The 18464-nt window shown below is 36.0% G+C and carries 19 protein-coding genes; all 19 read right to left on the bottom strand.

Annotated elements, in window-relative coordinates; all coding sequences use genetic code 11:
- Positions 1-107: 107 nt before the first annotated feature.
- The 19 genes from GZ63_RS0107455 to yabG all read right to left on the bottom strand — a co-directional run bounded on the left by GZ63_RS0107455 (position 108) and on the right by yabG (position 18271).
- Positions 108-482 carry an FtsB family cell division protein gene (locus GZ63_RS0107455; RefSeq protein ID WP_029268298.1) on the bottom strand — a complete coding sequence of 125 codons (375 nt, stop codon included), beginning with the start codon at positions 480-482 and terminating at the stop codon, positions 108-110.
- A 7-nt stretch (positions 483-489) separates the two neighbouring features.
- The gene (gene yabQ / locus GZ63_RS0107450; protein WP_029268297.1) at positions 490-1089 is read right to left on the bottom strand and encodes a spore cortex biosynthesis protein YabQ; all 600 of its coding nucleotides are present in this window, start codon (positions 1087-1089) and stop codon (positions 490-492) included.
- Positions 1086-1385, bottom strand: coding sequence for a sporulation protein YabP (gene yabP / locus GZ63_RS0107445; protein ID WP_029268296.1), 300 nt, complete (start codon positions 1383-1385; stop codon positions 1086-1088). Before yabP ends, yabQ begins: the two co-directional genes overlap by 4 nt.
- A 76-nt stretch (positions 1386-1461) precedes the next feature.
- Complete coding sequence (locus GZ63_RS0107440; protein ID WP_029268295.1) at positions 1462-1725, bottom strand: RNA-binding S4 domain-containing protein; 264 nt, start codon at positions 1723-1725, stop codon at positions 1462-1464.
- A gap of 5 nt (positions 1726-1730) precedes the next feature.
- On the bottom strand, positions 1731-3176 hold the full coding sequence (yabN, locus tag GZ63_RS0107435) for a bifunctional methyltransferase/pyrophosphohydrolase YabN (protein WP_029268294.1): 1446 nt from the start codon (positions 3174-3176) through the stop codon (positions 1731-1733).
- 3 nt (positions 3177-3179) lie between these two features.
- The gene (locus GZ63_RS0107430; RefSeq protein WP_029268293.1) at positions 3180-4763 is read right to left on the bottom strand and encodes a putative polysaccharide biosynthesis protein; all 1584 of its coding nucleotides are present in this window, start codon (positions 4761-4763) and stop codon (positions 3180-3182) included.
- A 417-nt stretch (positions 4764-5180) separates the two neighbouring features.
- Positions 5181-5717, bottom strand: coding sequence for a stage V sporulation protein T (gene spoVT / locus GZ63_RS0107425; protein WP_029268292.1), 537 nt, complete (start codon positions 5715-5717; stop codon positions 5181-5183).
- A 296-nt stretch (positions 5718-6013) separates the two neighbouring features.
- Positions 6014-9538, bottom strand: a complete 3525-nt coding sequence (mfd, locus tag GZ63_RS0107420) for a transcription-repair coupling factor (RefSeq protein ID WP_029268291.1) — start codon at positions 9536-9538, stop codon at positions 6014-6016.
- Between the two features lie 102 nt (positions 9539-9640).
- Positions 9641-9871, bottom strand: a complete 231-nt coding sequence (locus GZ63_RS0107415) for an anti-sigma-F factor Fin family protein (RefSeq protein WP_029268290.1) — start codon at positions 9869-9871, stop codon at positions 9641-9643.
- Between the two features lie 102 nt (positions 9872-9973).
- Positions 9974-10534 (bottom strand): aminoacyl-tRNA hydrolase, encoded by a 561-nt coding sequence (gene pth / locus GZ63_RS0107410; RefSeq protein WP_029268288.1) that lies wholly within the window; start codon positions 10532-10534, stop codon positions 9974-9976.
- Between the two features lie 123 nt (positions 10535-10657).
- Positions 10658-11293, bottom strand: a complete 636-nt coding sequence (locus GZ63_RS0107405; RefSeq protein WP_029268286.1) for a 50S ribosomal protein L25/general stress protein Ctc — start codon at positions 11291-11293, stop codon at positions 10658-10660.
- 140 nt (positions 11294-11433) lie between these two features.
- Positions 11434-12387, bottom strand: a complete 954-nt coding sequence (locus tag GZ63_RS0107400; protein WP_029268284.1) for a ribose-phosphate diphosphokinase — start codon at positions 12385-12387, stop codon at positions 11434-11436.
- Between the two features lie 14 nt (positions 12388-12401).
- The gene (gene glmU, locus GZ63_RS0107395) at positions 12402-13781 is read right to left on the bottom strand and encodes a bifunctional UDP-N-acetylglucosamine diphosphorylase/glucosamine-1-phosphate N-acetyltransferase GlmU (protein ID WP_029268283.1); all 1380 of its coding nucleotides are present in this window, start codon (positions 13779-13781) and stop codon (positions 12402-12404) included.
- A gap of 164 nt (positions 13782-13945) precedes the next feature.
- On the bottom strand, positions 13946-14236 hold the full coding sequence (spoVG, locus tag GZ63_RS0107390; protein ID WP_029268282.1) for a septation regulator SpoVG: 291 nt from the start codon (positions 14234-14236) through the stop codon (positions 13946-13948).
- A 350-nt stretch (positions 14237-14586) separates the two neighbouring features.
- Positions 14587-15414, bottom strand: coding sequence for a pur operon repressor (gene purR, locus GZ63_RS0107385; RefSeq protein WP_029268280.1), 828 nt, complete (start codon positions 15412-15414; stop codon positions 14587-14589).
- 66 nt (positions 15415-15480) lie between these two features.
- Positions 15481-16332: a 4-(cytidine 5'-diphospho)-2-C-methyl-D-erythritol kinase gene (ispE, locus tag GZ63_RS0107380; RefSeq protein WP_029268275.1), complete on the bottom strand. Its 852-nt coding sequence runs from the start codon at positions 16330-16332 to the stop codon at positions 15481-15483.
- A 190-nt stretch (positions 16333-16522) separates the two neighbouring features.
- Entirely contained in the window at positions 16523-16705 is a 183-nt protein-coding gene (locus GZ63_RS0107375) for a small, acid-soluble spore protein, alpha/beta type (protein ID WP_029268274.1), read from the bottom strand.
- 222 nt (positions 16706-16927) lie between these two features.
- Complete coding sequence (gene veg, locus GZ63_RS0107370; RefSeq protein WP_029268273.1) at positions 16928-17188, bottom strand: biofilm formation stimulator Veg; 261 nt, start codon at positions 17186-17188, stop codon at positions 16928-16930.
- Between the two features lie 219 nt (positions 17189-17407).
- A complete protein-coding gene (gene yabG / locus GZ63_RS0107365) occupies positions 17408-18271 on the bottom strand; it encodes a sporulation peptidase YabG (protein ID WP_029268272.1) in 864 nt (287 codons plus the stop codon).
- Positions 18272-18464: the final 193 nt, after the last annotated feature.

Here is an 18464-nt window from a genome sequence, read left to right as displayed (position 1 = left end):
GCCTTTGCCATATTCTATATATTATTAAGCTTTAGAATTCAAATATATTCTAAGGCTCAAAATATAGTCCCACTATTCTATAGTATACATAAGCTTATAAAAGGGTGTCAATAGGATGGCTCCTCATCAGGGATCTTAAAGATTAATTCTCCCTTTTTAGAGAAAAAATAGTTCGTTCGTGCTATTTCCAGAACGTACTCTTCATCATTTAGCAATTCAATTTCTTCTTTATAATTTTTTTCTTTTTGTTCTAAGGATGCTAGTTTTTCTTCCATGTGATGATATTCTTCACTTTTCTCCGCCTGAAGTACACGCTGTTTAATATGGAAGGTAGCCATGCTCCCTATAGCAATAACAGTTATGATAGAAAATAGTACAAGACGGCGGATTAAGCGTTGCTTCTTTCTCTGTTTTCTTTCCATATAAGCATCATATTGCTGCATATAGTTCGAGTCTAATCTTGTAACATTCTTCTTTGGCATTAGGCCACTACCTCCTCTTAAACGGAATATACTTCTCCAATTTTATATATATATTCTTTATTATACTATAAAATCCTGCTGTTTTGTGCAATATTTTTTGCATTTTTTTTGGAAGTAAGCGATAGATCAATTGAAAAATCCACTTGATTGGCGTATATATAACTTTAAATAAAAAAAAGATGATGGATAATATCAGCTGCATCAGTGTTAAAAATAGTGTTATAACCATCCTAACAATCCAGCGCAGCGGTGTAATTAGCAATGCTTGTACAGTTCTTGCAAAAAAGCGGCATATAGCTCTCAACATGCTAATTATCTTTTCCAATGCCTTTTGGTATAGATTGGCTGCCATGACCTTGTACATGGAATATCCTAATAAACATGCAAGAAATACATAAACCCTCAGTTCCCCGCCGTTCACCTTAAATAAAACATAAAATAATAGGAATGTTTGCGTCAGCCAAAAACTGCTCTCCAATACATAAGTGAGCCATGTTTTTTTCTTCCAGTATGGAGAAAAGCGACGAAACGTATCTCTTGCTATCCCTAAGTAAAATCCACCTACAATCATAAAAATCATTGTCATGAATTGTGTATCAAGTGTCATTTAAATAGCTTGCTAAAGAATCCTTTAGCTTTCTCCTGATGCTGTTCATCAACATAGGATAGTTCATATATTTTTCCTTTAATGGAGACTAAACCATCGCCTACATCCAGGTTTTTCAATTGTAGATTTTGCCCCCGTACAACTAAATAACCCATTACGGTTTCCAGTAAAAATTCCTCATTATCAAAACTGTCTACTTCTTTAACACCGCTAATTTCCAGCTCCTTGCGGTTATTAATCTTCAAATAATGATCTTTTTGCACACGTGTAACATTTTCTCTTTCGTAATAATTCATTGCCCTCGCCCTCCTTATTATACTTTATGAAAGGTTGGACAAGGTTAGAACATTACTTTTTAAATGATGGGATTGTTTATTCCAACGTTTTTTCTTCTTCCCTGATTATTTTATACATCATCTCTGCCTCATTTTTTTTAACTGTTTCTTTTAACATGGTAATTTCAAGTGTCAATCGCTTTTGACCAAATTGAATGATTAATTCATCCCCCACAGATACAACGGATGACGCTTTTGCCCGATTGCCATTTATCGTTATTCGTCCCTGGTCAGCGACTTCTTTCGCTAACGTGCGTCTTTTAATTAAGCGGGATATTTTTAAAAATTTATCTAATCGCAATGAATTCATTCCCTTCTCTTAGCTTGATCCCAGTAATAATCCATCTCTTCTAATGTGGCTTGATCTATGGCTTCTCCTTGTTCTCTTAATTGTTGTTCCATATACGAAAAGCGATAAATAAACTTTTGATTTGTCCGGTTTAATGCTACTTCGGGGTTAATTTTATAATACCTAGATAGATTGGCCAGTACAAATAAAATATCACCCAATTCTTTCTCTATTTCATCTCTATTTTCCACTTGAATTGCTTCATTGACTTCTTGTATCTCTTCATTCAACTTAGCCCAAATATCATTTACATCTGTCCAATCAAACCCTACTTTAGCTGCCTTTTTCTGCAATTTGTACGCTCTTGCCAAAGATGAAAGACTTTTTGGTACACCATCCAATATTAATTTTCTTTGTTCACCCTTTTCTTCTTGTTTTAGTAAATCCCAATTTTTATACACTTGATCAACCGTATCGGCAGTAGTATCAGCGAAAACATGTGGGTGACGATGAATCATCTTGTCGGAAATTGCTTTAATGACATCGTAGATGGTAAAGTATCCGTCATCTTCTCCAATCTGACTATGAAGCATCACTTGCAGCAGCACATCTCCTAATTCTTCTACTATCCCCTCGTCATCTTGCTCATCGATAGCATCAATGAGTTCATATACCTCTTCAATGGCATATTCACGCAAGCTTTCATGTGTTTGTTTGCGGTCCCATGGGCACCCTTCTGGTAAACGCAGTGTTGCTATTATTTCTTTTAACCGAGCGAAAGTATGGTTTAACATACTATCGGGGGCTGGCGGTACATATACACTCACTAAATTACTCACCTCTAGTGAGCGGTCAAGTTCTTCTAGTGGCAGCGTTGTTAATTTCTCTGATTCAGTTCCTGCCGCTTCGACAATGGTAACTTGATAATCTGGCGGCAGATCCTCTAGTAAAGCTAACTTCACCTCAGATGCAATAAAACGGTCATATACCTGACAAAAAACAATAGGCTGACGATAATCTAGCTGACTTCTTTCAAAGAAGGTCCCATCAACAAATTGAAAGCCATCGATAGGGTCAATTCGTAATGCTGTAAAAAGTGCATCTAGATAACTTTGTCCGCCTGCTATATATACCGATACATCTTTTCTTTTTAACAAAAGCTGTACAGTTTTCTCAGCAAGCATCGGATGTCCAGGAACAGCATATATAACCTGCTTTTCCTTAGCTGCTTCAACTAATCTTCCTACAATACTTTCATACACAGTTGAAAATTGCATTTCATTTTCATATTCCTTATCAAATGATTCAAAAAGAACGCCTTCCTCTTGTAAAGCCTGAACAACAGGGTGGCTCATCGTCCGAATAAAAATACGATTTTCTGTCCCTATTAATTTTTTATAAATGCCCAGCGGCAATTGATTTATATCGCCCGCCCCCAAGCCGATAACCTCTATTTTATTCATCATTCACTTTCTCTCCTTATGCAATCGAATAAAAAATAATGGATAAGGAAGCATGGAAAGCTCCTCTTTGGAAAATGCTCTGCACCGCAATAATAGAATAATGTATAGAACTCCTCCGGTTATAGAGATAAATACAACATAGATCAGTAAGCGGATTCGAGAGAAAAGAGCATTACTTGCAAAAAAATAATCCATAACAATAATATATAAAATCATTCCGATACTTGCTTTTAAAAAGGCACTCCAATTTATATTTCCAAAAAACTCCAGATTCGGCAATTTTCTTTTTAATTCAAAAACAGCCGCAATACCTAAAACACATAGACTAAAAACAGTCGCAAGTGCACTGCCTGTAATACCCCACAGCGGTACCAAGGTGTCATTAGCGATCCACTTTACCAAAACAGCCACTACAATAAATCCAGCTGTCCGCTTCATATACCCTAAACCCTGTAAAATAGAAGTAGCTGTAATAACAATTGAACATAGCAAGATGGACATAACTAAAATTTGTAACGTCTTTGTTCCGCTGTCATTTTCATATAATAATACATTTACTTCTGGAAATATCATTATCAATCCAAGAGTTGCTCCAGCTGCTAAATAGAAGCTAAACGCCAAGGCACCCTGAATAGATCGGTAAAATGCAGCTGGGTTTTTTTCCATGTTTTGTTTGCTTATATTCGGTATCAGGGCAAGAGCAAAGGAAGAACCAAGTACAGTTCCTAGTTGAATTAATGGTTGTCCGCGGTCAAATACCCCTTTGTCTTTCATAGCATCAAGCTTCGATAGGCCATGACTTAATAAATTCGGTACTAATGTAAATGCGTCCGCAAACTGGATAACTAATAAAATCATATGGTTTAATGCTGCAACAATCCCAAAGATAAAAACAGTTTTAAAATAGTGCTTCCATGGAGTTTCAACTCTAGTTCCTAAGCTTGGTTTATTTCTGCCAAAAAAGAACAAAAGAAGAAAAATGGCTGTAAGAAATCCACCTATGGAAGCAATTCCGGCGAATTCACCTATGTAATAGATATCCAGATCATGCAGAACAACTAAAATAGCAGCTAAAATAATAAGAAAAACTCGTGTAAGTTGTTCTCCCACTTGCGAATAGGCTGTAGGTTTCATATCATTATTTCCTTGAAAAGCACCACGAAGCAATGCTAAAAAAGGAATAAAGAGGAATAAAAAAGCTGCATTCTGATATGTCTTCTCTAATTGAATATCACCTGCCCAATTTGCTATCGTGGATGCATTACAATATATCAAAAGAAATAGAACACCGTTTATCCCTAATAAGATAAGAAAAACAGGCCAATAAAAGTTTGCTAATGAAATTTCTTTCCCTTCTGATTTTAGGTGTACCAGCGATCTAGAAATAGCAGAGGGAAAACCATATAATGCCAACACGATAGCTATTCCAAGTAATGGATAAACTTGTTGATAAATATAAAAGCCGAGGTCCCCTGTTAGATTTTGTAATGGGATTCGGTAACCTGCACTTAATATCTTACTAATCAATCCTGCTAATGTTAATAGGAAAGCACCTTTAACAAGCTTATCTGTCTCGCCTTTATTCATTGTAACGCCTTCTCATTTAATTAAAATTTTTCATTAAGTATAACATAGAAGCCTTTAAACCTCTCGCTACTTATCGACTTGCGGTCTGATTAAAGTGGGAGATTCCTAAGAACACCTTCATAACCGAAAGTTTTGATTAGGCTATCTCCGCAGTTCTTGCGTTTATCGTGTCACTTCATTATGAAGGTTTGTACTTGCGTTCATGTCTCGACCATGATGTATATTGCATTTTGGACAATCGCATTCCCGTAAAGCTAGATGCTTAATGTCTTTGTTTTTGTCTTCACCTCCGTTAATGGGAATGATTGCTCCTGTTATATCATCATCGTACTTGTTTAGGGGGGATTTTCCATAAATGAAACGAGCAAGAATCAGTTTATTTCTGACTCTTACTCGTTTCATTCATAATCACAGTAATTATTCCATTTGTTTCGCTAAAAAGTTTGACGCTGTTTCAATTAATTTTTGTTCAATTTTACTAAGCGCTTCCTTTTCTTTGGAAAACATCATCACACAGCCAATTGAATCTCCGTTAGCTATGATCGGACTGATGCAATAAGAACGCAAGTCTTCTTCTCTTCCTTCCGTAATTTCCACGGTGTTTGGTTCCGTTTCATATAAAAGGGATCGATCTTCAATGCTTTTTTCCAACAAGACACCGATATGTTTATTTAAATAATCTTTTTTCGATTCTCCTGCTAATGCGATAACTTCATCCCGGTCACATATTAGTACCGGGTAGGTAGCAGAATCAAATAATGCTTCTGCATATTCTTGGGCAAAATGACTCAATTCATTTATTGGAGAATATTTTTTCAAAATAACTTCGCCTTCACGATCAACAAAAATTTCTAATGGGTCCCCTTCACGAATACGCAATGTACGTCTTATTTCTTTTGGGATGACAACTCTGCCTAAATCATCAATTCGTCGCACAATTCCTGTTGCTTTCATTTTCTAAGAAGCCTCACTTTCGTATGATGATTATATTTAGTGTACTTACACATTTTAAAAGGTGATTTACTGTTAAGTATTTCCGGCTCCTATAGAGTTCTTTTTTCATGTAACCGGACTGTAAATGATTCAAACATTTTTAAAGGTTTCCCCACCTGACTCTTACTTATCTACCTGTAAAATGCTATTTCATTATGTCACCAGAATATCTAATTCCTTTCTTCATGTGTAAAAAACACCAATTATGGTTTTAGTATTAATCATCTGAAGGGAACTATACATAATACATTGCCTTTTTATTCGTTTCTATCCACATTCTCTAACTTTTTGATGAAACTTGATACGCTTTCAAATCGATGATGTTCTGTTTCTTTTGAAAATCTAAAAACAATTTTTAATTTATTATTCTCAGTGCCTAACTGAACTTCACGCCCGAAAGAGTTCGCTAATTCAAACAGCTTTGACCCGTCAATTTGTTGACTGCGGTCTTCCTCTACCAATAGCTCACACTTTTTATTTTTTGCACGGATAGATTCAACCCTTTCTTTTTTAGCATACATTTTTAAGATCGAAACTGAAAATAAATGATCAACCTCGATAGGATAATCACCAAACCGGTCAATTAATTCATCTTTTAAGTTATCAATGTCTTCCGATGAAGCAATCGTTTGAAACTGTTTATACATGTCAATTTTCTGTTTTTCATCTTTGATATAGGTGTCCGGTATATACGCATCGATATCTAACGTTAACTCTGGTTCGAATGGCGTTATATCTTCTATTTCTTTACCAGATCTTCGAGCGTCAATAGCCTCTTTTAACATTTGTGAGTACATATCAAAACCTACAGAATCAATAAATCCATGTTGCTGTGAACCGAGCAGGTTTCCTGCCCCGCGAATAGATAAGTCTCGCATAGCAATTTTAAAGCCCGATCCCAATTCGGTAAATTCCTTTATAGCCTGTAGGCGCTTTTCAGCTATCTCTGTAAGTACTTTATTTTTTTGATACGTAAAATACGCATACGCCACTCGATTCGAACGTCCAACACGCCCTCGTAATTGATAAAGCTGACTTAAGCCCATACGGTCAGCATCATTTACAATAAGTGTATTCACATTGGGAATATCAACGCCTGTTTCAATAATCGTTGTACTTACTAATACATCATATTCACCTTCTAAAAATCCAAACATGACATTTTCAAGTTCTGACTCGTTCATTTGACCATGGGCAACCGCAATTCTTGCATTATCAACAAGCATGCCAATATCCCTTGCAACTTTATCAATGTTTTCTACCCGATTATATAAGAAAAACACTTGTCCGCCTCGTGCCATCTCCCGTTCAATCGCTTCCCTGATAAATATCGGATTATATTCCAGCACGTAAGTTTGAATCGGAAAACGATTTTCCGGAGGAGTCTCAATAACGGATAAATCACGTACACCTAACATTGACATATGCAAGGTCCTAGGTATTGGTGTTGCTGTTAGCGTAATTACATCCACATTTGTTTTCATTTGTTTTATCTTTTCTTTATGTTTTACACCAAAACGTTGCTCTTCGTCGACAATAAGCAAGCCTAAATCATGATATTTAATATCTTTGGATAATAGACGGTGCGTCCCAATTACGATATCGACTAAACCTCGAGACAATCCATTCTTCGTATCCTTTTGCTGCTTTTTCGTTCTAAATCGACTTAAAAGTTCTATATTTACAGCATGATCTTGGAATCTTTCACGAAACGTTTCAAAATGCTGTTGTGCAAGAATAGTTGTAGGGACTAATAATGCTACTTGTTTACCTTCTGCAACCGCCTTGAATGCTGCTCTAATTGCTACTTCTGTTTTCCCGTAGCCCACATCTCCACAAAGCAGTCGATCCATCGGACGCTCTCTTTCCATATCCTCTTTTATTTCTTCGATACAACGTATTTGATCTTCTGTTTCCTGATAAGGGAAAGCTGCTTCAAATTCGCGTTGCATTTCCGTATCCTCTGAAAAGGCATGCCCTTTTTGGGCCTCTCTTTCCGCATATAATTTTATAAGATCATCCGCAATATCTTCTACAGAAGATTGGACTTTCCTTTTTACCTTTGTCCATTCTGAACCGCCTAATTTATAAAGTTTCGGTTCTTTTCCCTCAGAGCCAACAAATTTTTGAACCAGATCAATTTGATCAATCGGTACAAATAGTTTGTCATCACCAGAATATTTAATGAGCATATAATCTTTATGCAATTTATTTACAGTTAGCGTTTCAATTCCTACATACTTTCCAATGCCATGATTTGCATGGACAACATAATCCCCAACTTTTAATTCTTGGTAATCTTTAATGCGTTCTGCATTGGATATTTTTTGCCTTCTTCGCATGCGCTTCGTCTTTTTCTTAAATAATTCATTTTCTGTAATTAAAACTAATTTATGCATCGGCAATTCAATGCCATTATTGATATTACCAATTGCAATGGTTGGCTTTGTAACAGGTAACTCTAAGTGCTCTGCAATGCTTGCTTCGATATTATAATCCATAAAGATAGAGTGGATTTTTTCCGCACGTTTCGCATTTGGAGCTAAAACGACTACGGAATAATCTCCTTTTTCCCAACGTGTTAATTCATTTTTAAATAAGTTCATTTGTCCATGAAATTCTTGCATCGCTCTTGAAGAAAAATTTATGATATTTTCCGGCTGCGTGTTTGGAATATGTCGCAAAAACACAGACATATAAATACGTGGATGATTTATTTTTCCCCAAACAGTAAGCCAGTCAAAAGAAAATGTACTATCTTTCACCATTTGATTAGATGCTAGCAAACTGCTATACCATTCTGCCTCTTCTTTATCTAAATTTGTTGCAGTTTCTTGGATTCTGCTCATTTCATCCATGATAATTAATCCATTGGATGGCAGATAATCTAACAAACTAGCAGGATTCTCATATAGGAAGCCAATATACTTATACATTTCTTGAAAGCGCTCTACGTTTTTCAATCGTTCTATATCATGTTCCATTACTTTTATTAGTTTTTCCTTAGCTTCCTTCGATTTAATCTTTTTTAGCGTACTTGCTAATGCACGCTCAGTACGATTAGCTCCAGATAAAATATCCTCTTCATTCAATAGAAGTTCCGTCGCAGGTCTAACCCTGACTTGTTCTATTTTTTCTAAAGAGCGTTGTGTCCCTGCATCAAAATAGCGTATAGAGTCAACCTCTTCATCAAATAATTCGATACGAATTGGGTTTTCTTCTGTAACTGGATAAATATCAATAATACCACCTCGAATACTGAATTCACCCGGAGAATTAACCATTGACCCTCGTTCATACCCCATGTCAACTAATGATGATAGATAAGCATCTATGTCAATTTCCTCGCCTAGAGTGAAGCGTAATTGGTATTTATCCCAATAACTAGGCGGTGGCAAAATGCGTTTTAAGGCTGCTACTGGGGCTATTAAAATACCTGATTTCTTTTCTGCCCATTCTGTTAGCCCATCAATGCGCTGACTTTTTAATTCTGGACTAGCAATAGCAACTTCTGAAGCGATTAACTCATTCACTGGATATAAATAAACATTGCTATTTTCCATAAACTCTGACAAATCATCATAAAGCTGCTGTGCCTGAGTTAATTGGTGTGTAACTAGTAAAATAGGTTTGTTAATGGATTCATTAACAATGGAAATAAGCAAACTTCTTGCTGACCCTGATAAACCAGCAACAAGCTGCTCTTTCATACCATTATGAATACCACCTAAAATGGATTGGACATCTTCGGTGGAATGCAAAAAATTATTGATCCCTTTCATTTCTTAAACCCCCATGGTATATATAAAAGCGTAGACGAATCGCAGCAAGATGCTACAGCGCAAAAATGCTTTGGTTGAATAACCAAAGCTTGTCTGCGTATATTATTGTATAAAAAAGTCTAACTCGTGATATTGTGGATGCTGGCCAAGTGTATCCTCACAATTTTCACAAATAGCATGGATATGAATGTCTCCATTACTATTATAATTAATCATTTCTTTTTTATCCTCAATAGACAATTTATCCCACCCTAACATGGATGTATCAACAATTTGTTCCTCTATTTCACCTATGACATGTCCACAGTGTCTACACTTATAGACAATAGACATATAAAAAACCTCCTCAAATAAACATGGGGTACATTAAAGTTTATCCGAAAAGCATTTTTTTATACATAAAGTGAATCTTGCTTTTAGAGGAGACTTATATATCTAATGATTAAATTCATTCATCACCTCGTTAAAAGGGGCTTTCAGCCATGCTTCACAGGCATCTGCGGATTTCTTAATACTTTCATGTACGTCTTCTTGCTTGGCCTTAGGGAACGTACTGAGAACATAATCAACGATAGGCATCGAATTAGTTGGTCGTCCTACACCAATACGAATTCGTTTAAAATCTTTTGTTCCTAAATGGTCAATGATTGACCTGATTCCATTATGACCTCCATGTCCGCCTTTTTGCCGCAGGCGGATTTTCCCTACTGGCAAATCCAAATCATCATAAATCACAAGAATATCGTCGATATCGATATGATAATATTTCATTAATGGATACAGACATTCTCCAGACAGATTCATATATGTTTGCGGCTTGAGAAAAATTATTTTTTCACCTAAATCATGTTCTAACGCATATTTCCCGTTAAATTTAGATTTATTTAGACTCCAATGGTGACGGGATAACAATTCATCTATTACCATAAAACCTATGTTATGTCTGGTATGATGATATTTTTTTCCCGGGTTGCCTAGCCCAACAATACACTTCATTTCCATTCGTCCTTTTTAATAATATTTAGGTAAAAATACAATAATCCCTCCTAATAAGAATAGACATGATCAACGTTCTTAAAGGAGGGGCTACATATCTAAATTATATAGTTAGAAGAAAAATTATTGTTCTTCCTCTTTGGACTCTGCACCCACTAATTCTGGTTCAGCACTCTCACCGTCTGCATCTTCGTCTTCTTCACTTCCAGTATCAGGTGCTAACACATTAACAATAGCGGTATCTTCTTCTTCAAGAAACTCATATTTTTCAGAGCTTGGCAAATCAGCAATTGCGATTGTGTCACCAATATTTAATTCTGATACATCAACAGTAATTTCTTCAGGAATGTCGTTAGGTTTAGCACGTACTTGCAGAACATATAGTGGCTGTTGTAATACACCGCCTTCTTTTGTTCCAATTGCTTCTCCTTCTATACGCAATGGTACCTCAACATCCATTTCTTCAGACATGTCTACAACGTAGAAGTCAACATGCATCACTTCATCTTTAAGGGGATCCATTTGATAATCATGAAGCATTACATCAGCAGATTCACCATTTTCAATATCAAGGGTGATAATTGCGTTTCTTCCTTCTTCACGAACTGTTTTTACTAAGTCAATCGTATTTACTGTAATTGCTTTCGTTTCCTTGCCTTTCCCGTAAACAACACCTGGAACATTTCCACTTTCACGATATTGTTTTGTTGTTGAATTTTTAAGATCATTACGTAAAATTGCTTTTAATTTTACTGCCATGCTAATCATCCTCCAATTTTTTAACAACTTCGTTTCATCTATTTATGTTGTTTAATCTTGTATAATTTTCTATCCATACATTATATACTATTATCTCATTTTTAATCGATATAACAACTATTTTGAAGTAAAATACATATCTAGTCAAATAAGATACTTACAGATTTTAATTCATGGACCCGGATAATCGCTTCACCAATAAGCGGAGCTACGGATAAAGATTTGATTTTATCACTCATCTGTTCATTTGAAATCGGAATCGAATTCGTAACAACAAGTTCCTTTATTTGTGAGTTATCAATGCGTTCCAGCGCAGGTCCTGATAAAACAGGGTGTGTACAACAAGCATAGACTTCCTTTGCCCCATTTTCGATTAATGCATCAGCGGCAAGCGTGATTGTACCTGCTGTATCAATAATATCATCAATTAAAATTGCTGTTTTCCCTTCAATGTTACCTACGATATTCATCACTTCAGCAACATTTGGGCGTGGCCTTCTTTTATCAATAATACCAATAGGTGCCTTCAGATAGTCTGCCATTCTTCGTGCGCGCGTTACTCCGCCGTGATCTGGAGAAACTACTACGACGTCATCCAAGCCTTTCGCCTCAAAGTAATCCGAAAGTATTGGTACACCTTGTAAGTGGTCAATTGGCATATCGAAAAAGCCCTGAATTTGTGGTGCGTGCAAATCAAGTGTAATAACTCGGTTAGCTCCGGCTGTTTCTAATAAATCTGCCACTAGTTTTGCGGTTATTGGTTCCCTCGAGCGTGATTTACGATCTTGACGTGCGTATCCATAGTAAGGCATTACAATGTTTATCGATTTAGATGAGGCACGTTTTAATGCATCGATCATGATAAGCAGTTCCATCAAATGCTGGTTGACTGGCAAACTTGTGGATTGCACTACATATACATCACAACCCCTAACACTTTCCTCAATATTAATTTGTACTTCTCCATCACTAAATGTTGAAACACTGCACTTTCCTAAAGGGGTCCCAATATGATTTGCAATTTCCTCTGCTAATTTACGGTTTGAATTCAACGTAAATACTTTTAATGATGGATCCTTGTAGTCAGATGTCATTAAAAAAACCTCCATTAATCCTTTTTTTCTTTTTTTCTTTGTTTTGTATAGCCTTCTTTATCCGTTTGTCTCGATCTAGCGATAGATAAGGCTTCATTAGGTACGTCTGATGTAATTGTTGATCCTGCAGCTATATAAGAAGCTTTTCCAACAGTTAAAGGGGCAATTAAATTAGCATTACAACCAACGAACGCATCATCTTCAATGGTAGTTACATGTTTTTTATTACCATCATAGTTTACAGTAATTGTACCACATCCCATATTTACTCTACGTCCAATCACCGCATCTCCGATATAACTTAAATGAGGAATTTTACTATTTTGATCGATGGTTGACTTTTTGATCTCTACAAAATTTCCTACTTTAACTTCATCGCGAATATTTGAGTCTGGTCTAATATGAGCATATGGACCAATTTTTACGTGATCTCCTATTTGACTGTCTTCGAGGACACTTTGTCTGACAGCGGTATCTTTCCCCACCACACAATTAATAACCTCTGTGTACGGGCCAATTTGTGCACCTGCTTTAATCGTTGTATCCCCACTTAAAATCGAACCAGGATAAATGATTACATCTTGTTCTATTTTAACATTAGGTTCAATATAAGTGTTATCCATATCTTTAATTGTTACACCATTTCGCATATGTTTTTCATTGATACGCTGTTTCATTACCTTTTCTGCTTGTGCTAGTGCTACACGATCGTTGACACCCAGCGTTTCTTCAAAATTCGGTGTTAAAAATGCACTTATTTTTTCACCTTTTTCCCTTAAAATACCAATAACATCTGGCAAATAATACTCGCCTTGCGCATTATCATTTGATACTTCTTTTAATGCATCAAATAAAGCTTTATTATCAAAACAATATGTACCAGTATTTATTTCATCAACACTTCGTTCCTTATCATCTGCATCTTTATGTTCAACGATACGTTCAACTTCATTTTGTCCGTTACGAATAACTCGTCCATACCCCTTTGGATTAGGAGCTTTTGCGGTTAAAATCGTTGCTTTTGTTTCATTTCTTTCATGATAGTTAAAGAGTTCTTTATATGTTTCTTCTGTAATTAACGGTGTATCTCCACATACCACAATTGTTGTTCCTTCTTTATCTTTTAATAAGTCTTCAGCCTTAAGTACAGCATGGCCAGTTCCTAATTGCTCCTCCTGAACCACAAATTTACTTTCATCTCTAAGATGTTCAGTAACCTTATCTGCACCGTATCCAACAACTGTCACAACTTCATCTAATTGGATGGATTTTAAATGTGTGATAACATGCTGTACCATTGGACGACCTAATACAGGATGAAGCACTTTGTATAGTTTTGACTTCATTCTAGTTCCTTGCCCTGCTGCAAGAATGACAGCATAACGTTTTGTCATGAGGAAACCTCCATTCCATTTATCCATAATGAATATATCTCAAAAAGAATTCGATTTCAATAGATCTGTCAACAGAATACAATGTTTTTAATGGAAAAATAACTTGCCTTTTTGAATAAAAAAAGTCCAATCAATAAATGATTAGACCTCTTGTAATTTACATATTAGGAAACCCCAGCTTCTTCATATTCTACTTCTGCTTCCCCTGCACGGTGATATTCTTCCAGTACAGCATCCTGAATTTTTGCACGTGTTTTCGAGTTAATTGGGTGTGCAATGTCTCTAAATTCACCGTCTGGGGTTCTCTTTGATGGCATGGCTACAAATAGCCCGTTGTTTCCATCGATCACCCTGATATCATGGATAACAAATTCCTGATCAAACGTAATCGATGCAATTGCTCGCATTCTCCCCTCTGTATTCACGCGGCGTAATCTTACGTCAGTTACTTCCATGATGTGTCACCACCTTTTCCCTATTTAACTTATTTAAGTATTTCAACAAAACATACAAAAGTCCTGCCTGATATTCAAAAAAATTTAAAATAATTACAAAAAGGTTAATAATTAAGACTGTTATCTAAAAAATTGTTGTTAACATCTTAAAATTATGAATAACAGTTGAAATAAACGTAGACTTTTTCGAAAGTAGCAGCCAGAATGAGAACACTCAGAGCAAGGTATGAGTGAAGGAGCCAACAGGGGTCACCCGCGGAAAACGAAGCCTATTTGGGCTGTGGTGGCTTAAACGACCAAAGCATAAAACAGTTTTATTAAAATAAAATCTCCCATTTGTGCGGAAGATTTTATTTTTTGGAACAGTTTGATTCAAAGTTCCCAGGGTGTACTTCAATATAATTTTGCATCATATCAACATTTGTAATTTTAACCAATGATGTATATTCCCGAACCACTCGTTCATCTTCTTCATCATCTGCTTCAGCCAGCACTCCAATCGCTTTGACATTCGCATTAAATTCCTCAAGTAGACTTTTCATGCCAGTAATTGTTCCTCCAGCTTTCATGAAATCGTCAATAATACATACATTGGAGCCTTCTTGTAAACTTCGCTTCGGTAATACCATTGTTTGAATTTTTCTGGAAGAGCCCGACACATAATTAATACTTACCGAAGAACCTTCCGTCACTTTTGGATCTCGTCTCACAATAACTACTGGGACACCGAGGAATGAAGCAACTGCATATGCTAATGGAATTCCTTTCGTAGCCACAGTCACAACAACATCAATGTCTAAATGCGAAAAGGCAGATGCTAAAATTCGCCCTATTTGCCGAACTTGCTTAGGGTCTCCTAATATATCACTCATATAAAGGTATCCACCTGGAAGAATACGGCTTGTATCTTCCAATTTGTGGCACAATTCTGTAATGTACCGAATACTTTTCTCTTTCGAATTATACGGAATATACTTTACCCCACCAGCTGCTCCTGCTGATCTTTGCAAGTATCCTAAACCTTCATGTTTAAACATATAATCGATAATGTCCAAATCTTCGCTAATAGAAGATTTGGAGGCTTGATATATTTTAGTGAAATAAGGCAATTGTATTTGCTCTCTTGGGTTTTCTATAAAATAATCTGTCAATGCAACAATTCTGTTACTTCTTTTCATTTCCACACCTCAAAATCCGAATATTTATACTAAAATATACCATTTACATGCGTGTATTGGCAAATATCAACCTAATATACGGACTATATATACCTCTTCACAAAACCCACGCAGTCCATTATAAATTCGCCGTGCCTTGTTTTCATGTTGGACTAAACCATATATCGTCGGACCGCTTCCACTCATCAGAACACCTGCAGAACCCGCATATTTCATGCGATCTTTTATTTGCTGTACCTCTGGATGTAATTTAATTGTGACACTTTCTAGCACATTTCCCAGGTTATTACAAAGTTTTATGAAATTTTTTTCTTCCAAGGCGCTTATAATTTCAGATGTGCTTGGGTGTGTGATGCAACTCATATCAAATCTTTGAAATATTGTTCTTGTGGAGACCCCAATGTTAGGCTTAGCTAAAATAACCCAACAAGAAGGTGGAGAAGGTAATTTCTCAATACGTTCCCCCCGCCCTTTGGCTATCGCAGTAGAATTATGTACACAAAACGGCACATCAGAACCAATATGCGCCCCGAGTGCTGCTAATTCCTCCGTTGGAATGTTCATCGACCACAGTCGATTTAAACCACGTAATACAGCAGCTGCATCACTGCTTCCACCACCAAGACCAGCCGAAACCGGTATACTTTTTTCAATTTTAATATGTACGCCTTTTTCAATGTTGTACATTGTTTTAAAAATTTGAGCAGCCTTAAAAGCTAAATTTCGTTCATCATTTGGCACATATCTGCTTTCTAAAGAGACGTCAATACGATCTTGATCTAATGGATGTAATTCGATACGGTCAGATAGATCGATTGTTGTCATAATCATTTCAACCTCATGGTAACCGTCATCGCGCTTACCTAAAATATCTAATGATAAGTTAATTTTTGCTGGCGCTCTTTCAAAAAGAACCATTCCGTCACCCACTTTATAAATCTAAACAGATTGTAACATATTAGAAAACGGGAGGCGACTGCATGTGTCATGTGATGGACAACAAATAAGTATATACAGCTTTTATGCTGTATTTTATGGTTTTTTGAAAATTAATTTACAATAGAAAATAATAAGGCTTGCAGAGATATTCCCTGCAAGCCTAATCCAATTAGGGATTGTTCTTTTGTTGCATACTTTGCTCAGCTATTTCAAGAGCCCGTTTTACCATATTTCCTGCATCCCTTGCTTTTATTCCGCCCCATCCCTCTTTTTGAATAGTGTCGTAAAAACCTAACTCCTTAGCAATTTCCTCTTTCATTTGATCTGACATGATACCTCTTTGTCTAGCCATGAAAGAACAGCCCCTTTCTGTTAACAGTTTATACGACATTCGTAGCTTATGGTTTTTCTTATCTTTCTAGTCGCGTTAAATATATACAGAAAAGGCATTTTTTGAAAAAAACAAGCATAAGTTCAAATACTCTACAGTAGAGTATTGGTCTTATGCTTGTTTTACTTATATAGTGATTCGATCATCAGGAAACCTCAATAGAAGCAGAAGCATTATTCCGCCTTATATTGATTGTACTTGGGTTTCGTCATCTAAAAAACTTAATTCTACCGTTTCCGTCAGGACATCTGCATAGCTATATGAAACACGTTCGAATGCATTTTCTTCTTGGTCTAACTCAACCACGAAAACCGAAGGATACGTTTCAGTTAATATACCTGACCGGCAAATCGTTTTCCTTCTTCCTCCATTGGCAGTTAACTTTAATCTCTGCCCAATTTGACCTTCAAGACCTTGCTTAATTTCGACTAATGTTTTCACTATCCTCCACCTCACTGTATAGAGTATAACATAAGCTTGTTTGATTGTCAAATAAGCCTTATATTATAACAATACTTCATTTTAGTTGTCAACTAGTAAATATAAATATTTTCACTTCCTTGTATTATTGTTTCATTATCTTCATAAATTATGTAAAATAATTCTTTAAATGACAGGAAGAGGACATATAACCGTAATCGTCCTCTTCACAATGTATTTAATCTATTGCTCATTTTCCATATAGGGCATACCTGTTCGAAGCAGACCTCTGGTTTCAACTCCACCCATTCCTTTTTCTCCCGTTAGCGTATTTCTCAATACATCCCATACACTGACTTTATCCATAAATGATGTATATGCAATCTTAGCTGCTATATAAACTGGGTCTAATGCGTGTATGTTTATTCTAAACGGAGAACTGGCAAAATTTGCACCCGCTCGGATTAATGATTCAAAATGAGATTGACAGGCACCTGCAAAGATAACAAGTTGATCTAAGTTTGGTATAATTTCCCTTGCTCCTCGAATGGTTTCAGCAAAATATTTGGAATGGCGATAAGCCTGAAGGTCACTTTTTGAGCCTTTGTTTTTTGAATAAGCATCGTGACCAGTAATAACAATAATATTGGGCTGGATCTTTCTAACCAATTCACCAATTTTAAACGGCATTTCCTTTTCATTGATATGAACACCATGAACTTGCAATCCAATACGTTGATATAGCTCTACACATTTTCTCAGGTAAGTTTGATCTCCATCTATATGAAGTACTTTTGCAGGTAATTGAAAATACCTTGTCGTATGTTGATAGCCACCCGTTGATTGATAATCGCGCTTTTCTTTCATTAATTGATAATCTTGCCGAAAAAGACGATAAGAAAATTCTTCTTGTTCCTTTCCCTTTTTCCGTCTTTTTTCTAAATCCCTTTCTTTTACATGAACTAAATCATCGATAGGTGCATCAGCTTCCAAACGAATATCTTCTCCATGTAGAATGGCAAAATCATTTCCTAAAGACTCAATACGGAATAATAAGTCATGCTGATAGGATTTACGTGTCACTAGTTCTCCTGTTATAAAGCTCATAAAGCCACCTCACAGCCTTCATTAAAGTGAAAGCACCTCTAAACTTAGACTATGTATAAATAACCCATATTGTGCCTTATTATTCTTTTGATTACTCATTTCCAACCTAAATAGAGAGACTAACTATATAAAGTCAATAGTGCTAGCGACAAAATTTAATACTATTTTTATAGGGAATTTGGACATGGCAAAT

It is taken from the genome of Virgibacillus alimentarius (assembly GCF_000709085.1).
Lineage (GTDB): Bacteria > Bacillota > Bacilli > Bacillales > Amphibacillaceae > Virgibacillus_B > Virgibacillus_B alimentarius.
The sequence above is the reverse complement of the archived record's forward strand: the minus strand, read 5'-3'. Positions and strand labels throughout refer to the sequence as shown.

Coding starts and splice junctions, on each gene's coding strand:
- spoVT (WP_029268292.1), bottom strand. CDS start 5,717: ATGAAAGCAACAGGAATTGTGCGACGAATTGATGATTTAGGCAGAGTT.
- mfd (WP_029268291.1), bottom strand. CDS start 9,538: ATGAAAGGGATCAATAATTTTTTGCATTCCACCGAAGATGTCCAATCC.
- glmU (WP_029268283.1), bottom strand. CDS start 13,781: ATGACAAAACGTTATGCTGTCATTCTTGCAGCAGGGCAAGGAACTAGA.
- GZ63_RS0107415 (WP_029268290.1), bottom strand. CDS start 9,871: ATGTCTATTGTCTATAAGTGTAGACACTGTGGACATGTCATAGGTGAA.
- GZ63_RS0107405 (WP_029268286.1), bottom strand. CDS start 11,293: ATGGCAGTAAAATTAAAAGCAATTTTACGTAATGATCTTAAAAATTCA.
- GZ63_RS0107400 (WP_029268284.1), bottom strand. CDS start 12,387: ATGACATCTGACTACAAGGATCCATCATTAAAAGTATTTACGTTGAAT.
- pth (WP_029268288.1), bottom strand. CDS start 10,534: ATGAAGTGTATTGTTGGGCTAGGCAACCCGGGAAAAAAATATCATCAT.
- purR (WP_029268280.1), bottom strand. CDS start 15,414: ATGAAAAGAAGTAACAGAATTGTTGCATTGACAGATTATTTTATAGAA.
- yabG (WP_029268272.1), bottom strand. CDS start 18,271: ATGAGCTTTATAACAGGAGAACTAGTGACACGTAAATCCTATCAGCAT.
- GZ63_RS0107430 (WP_029268293.1), bottom strand. CDS start 4,763: ATGAATAAAGGCGAGACAGATAAGCTTGTTAAAGGTGCTTTCCTATTA.
- yabP (WP_029268296.1), bottom strand. CDS start 1,385: ATGAATTATTACGAAAGAGAAAATGTTACACGTGTGCAAAAAGATCAT.
- yabQ (WP_029268297.1), bottom strand. CDS start 1,089: ATGACACTTGATACACAATTCATGACAATGATTTTTATGATTGTAGGT.
- ispE (WP_029268275.1), bottom strand. CDS start 16,332: ATGGTTCTTTTTGAAAGAGCGCCAGCAAAAATTAACTTATCATTAGAT.
- spoVG (WP_029268282.1), bottom strand. CDS start 14,236: ATGGAAGTAACTGACGTAAGATTACGCCGCGTGAATACAGAGGGGAGA.
- yabN (WP_029268294.1), bottom strand. CDS start 3,176: ATGAATAAAATAGAGGTTATCGGCTTGGGGGCGGGCGATATAAATCAA.
- GZ63_RS0107455 (WP_029268298.1), bottom strand. CDS start 482: ATGCCAAAGAAGAATGTTACAAGATTAGACTCGAACTATATGCAGCAA.
- GZ63_RS0107375 (WP_029268274.1), bottom strand. CDS start 16,705: ATGGCTAGACAAAGAGGTATCATGTCAGATCAAATGAAAGAGGAAATT.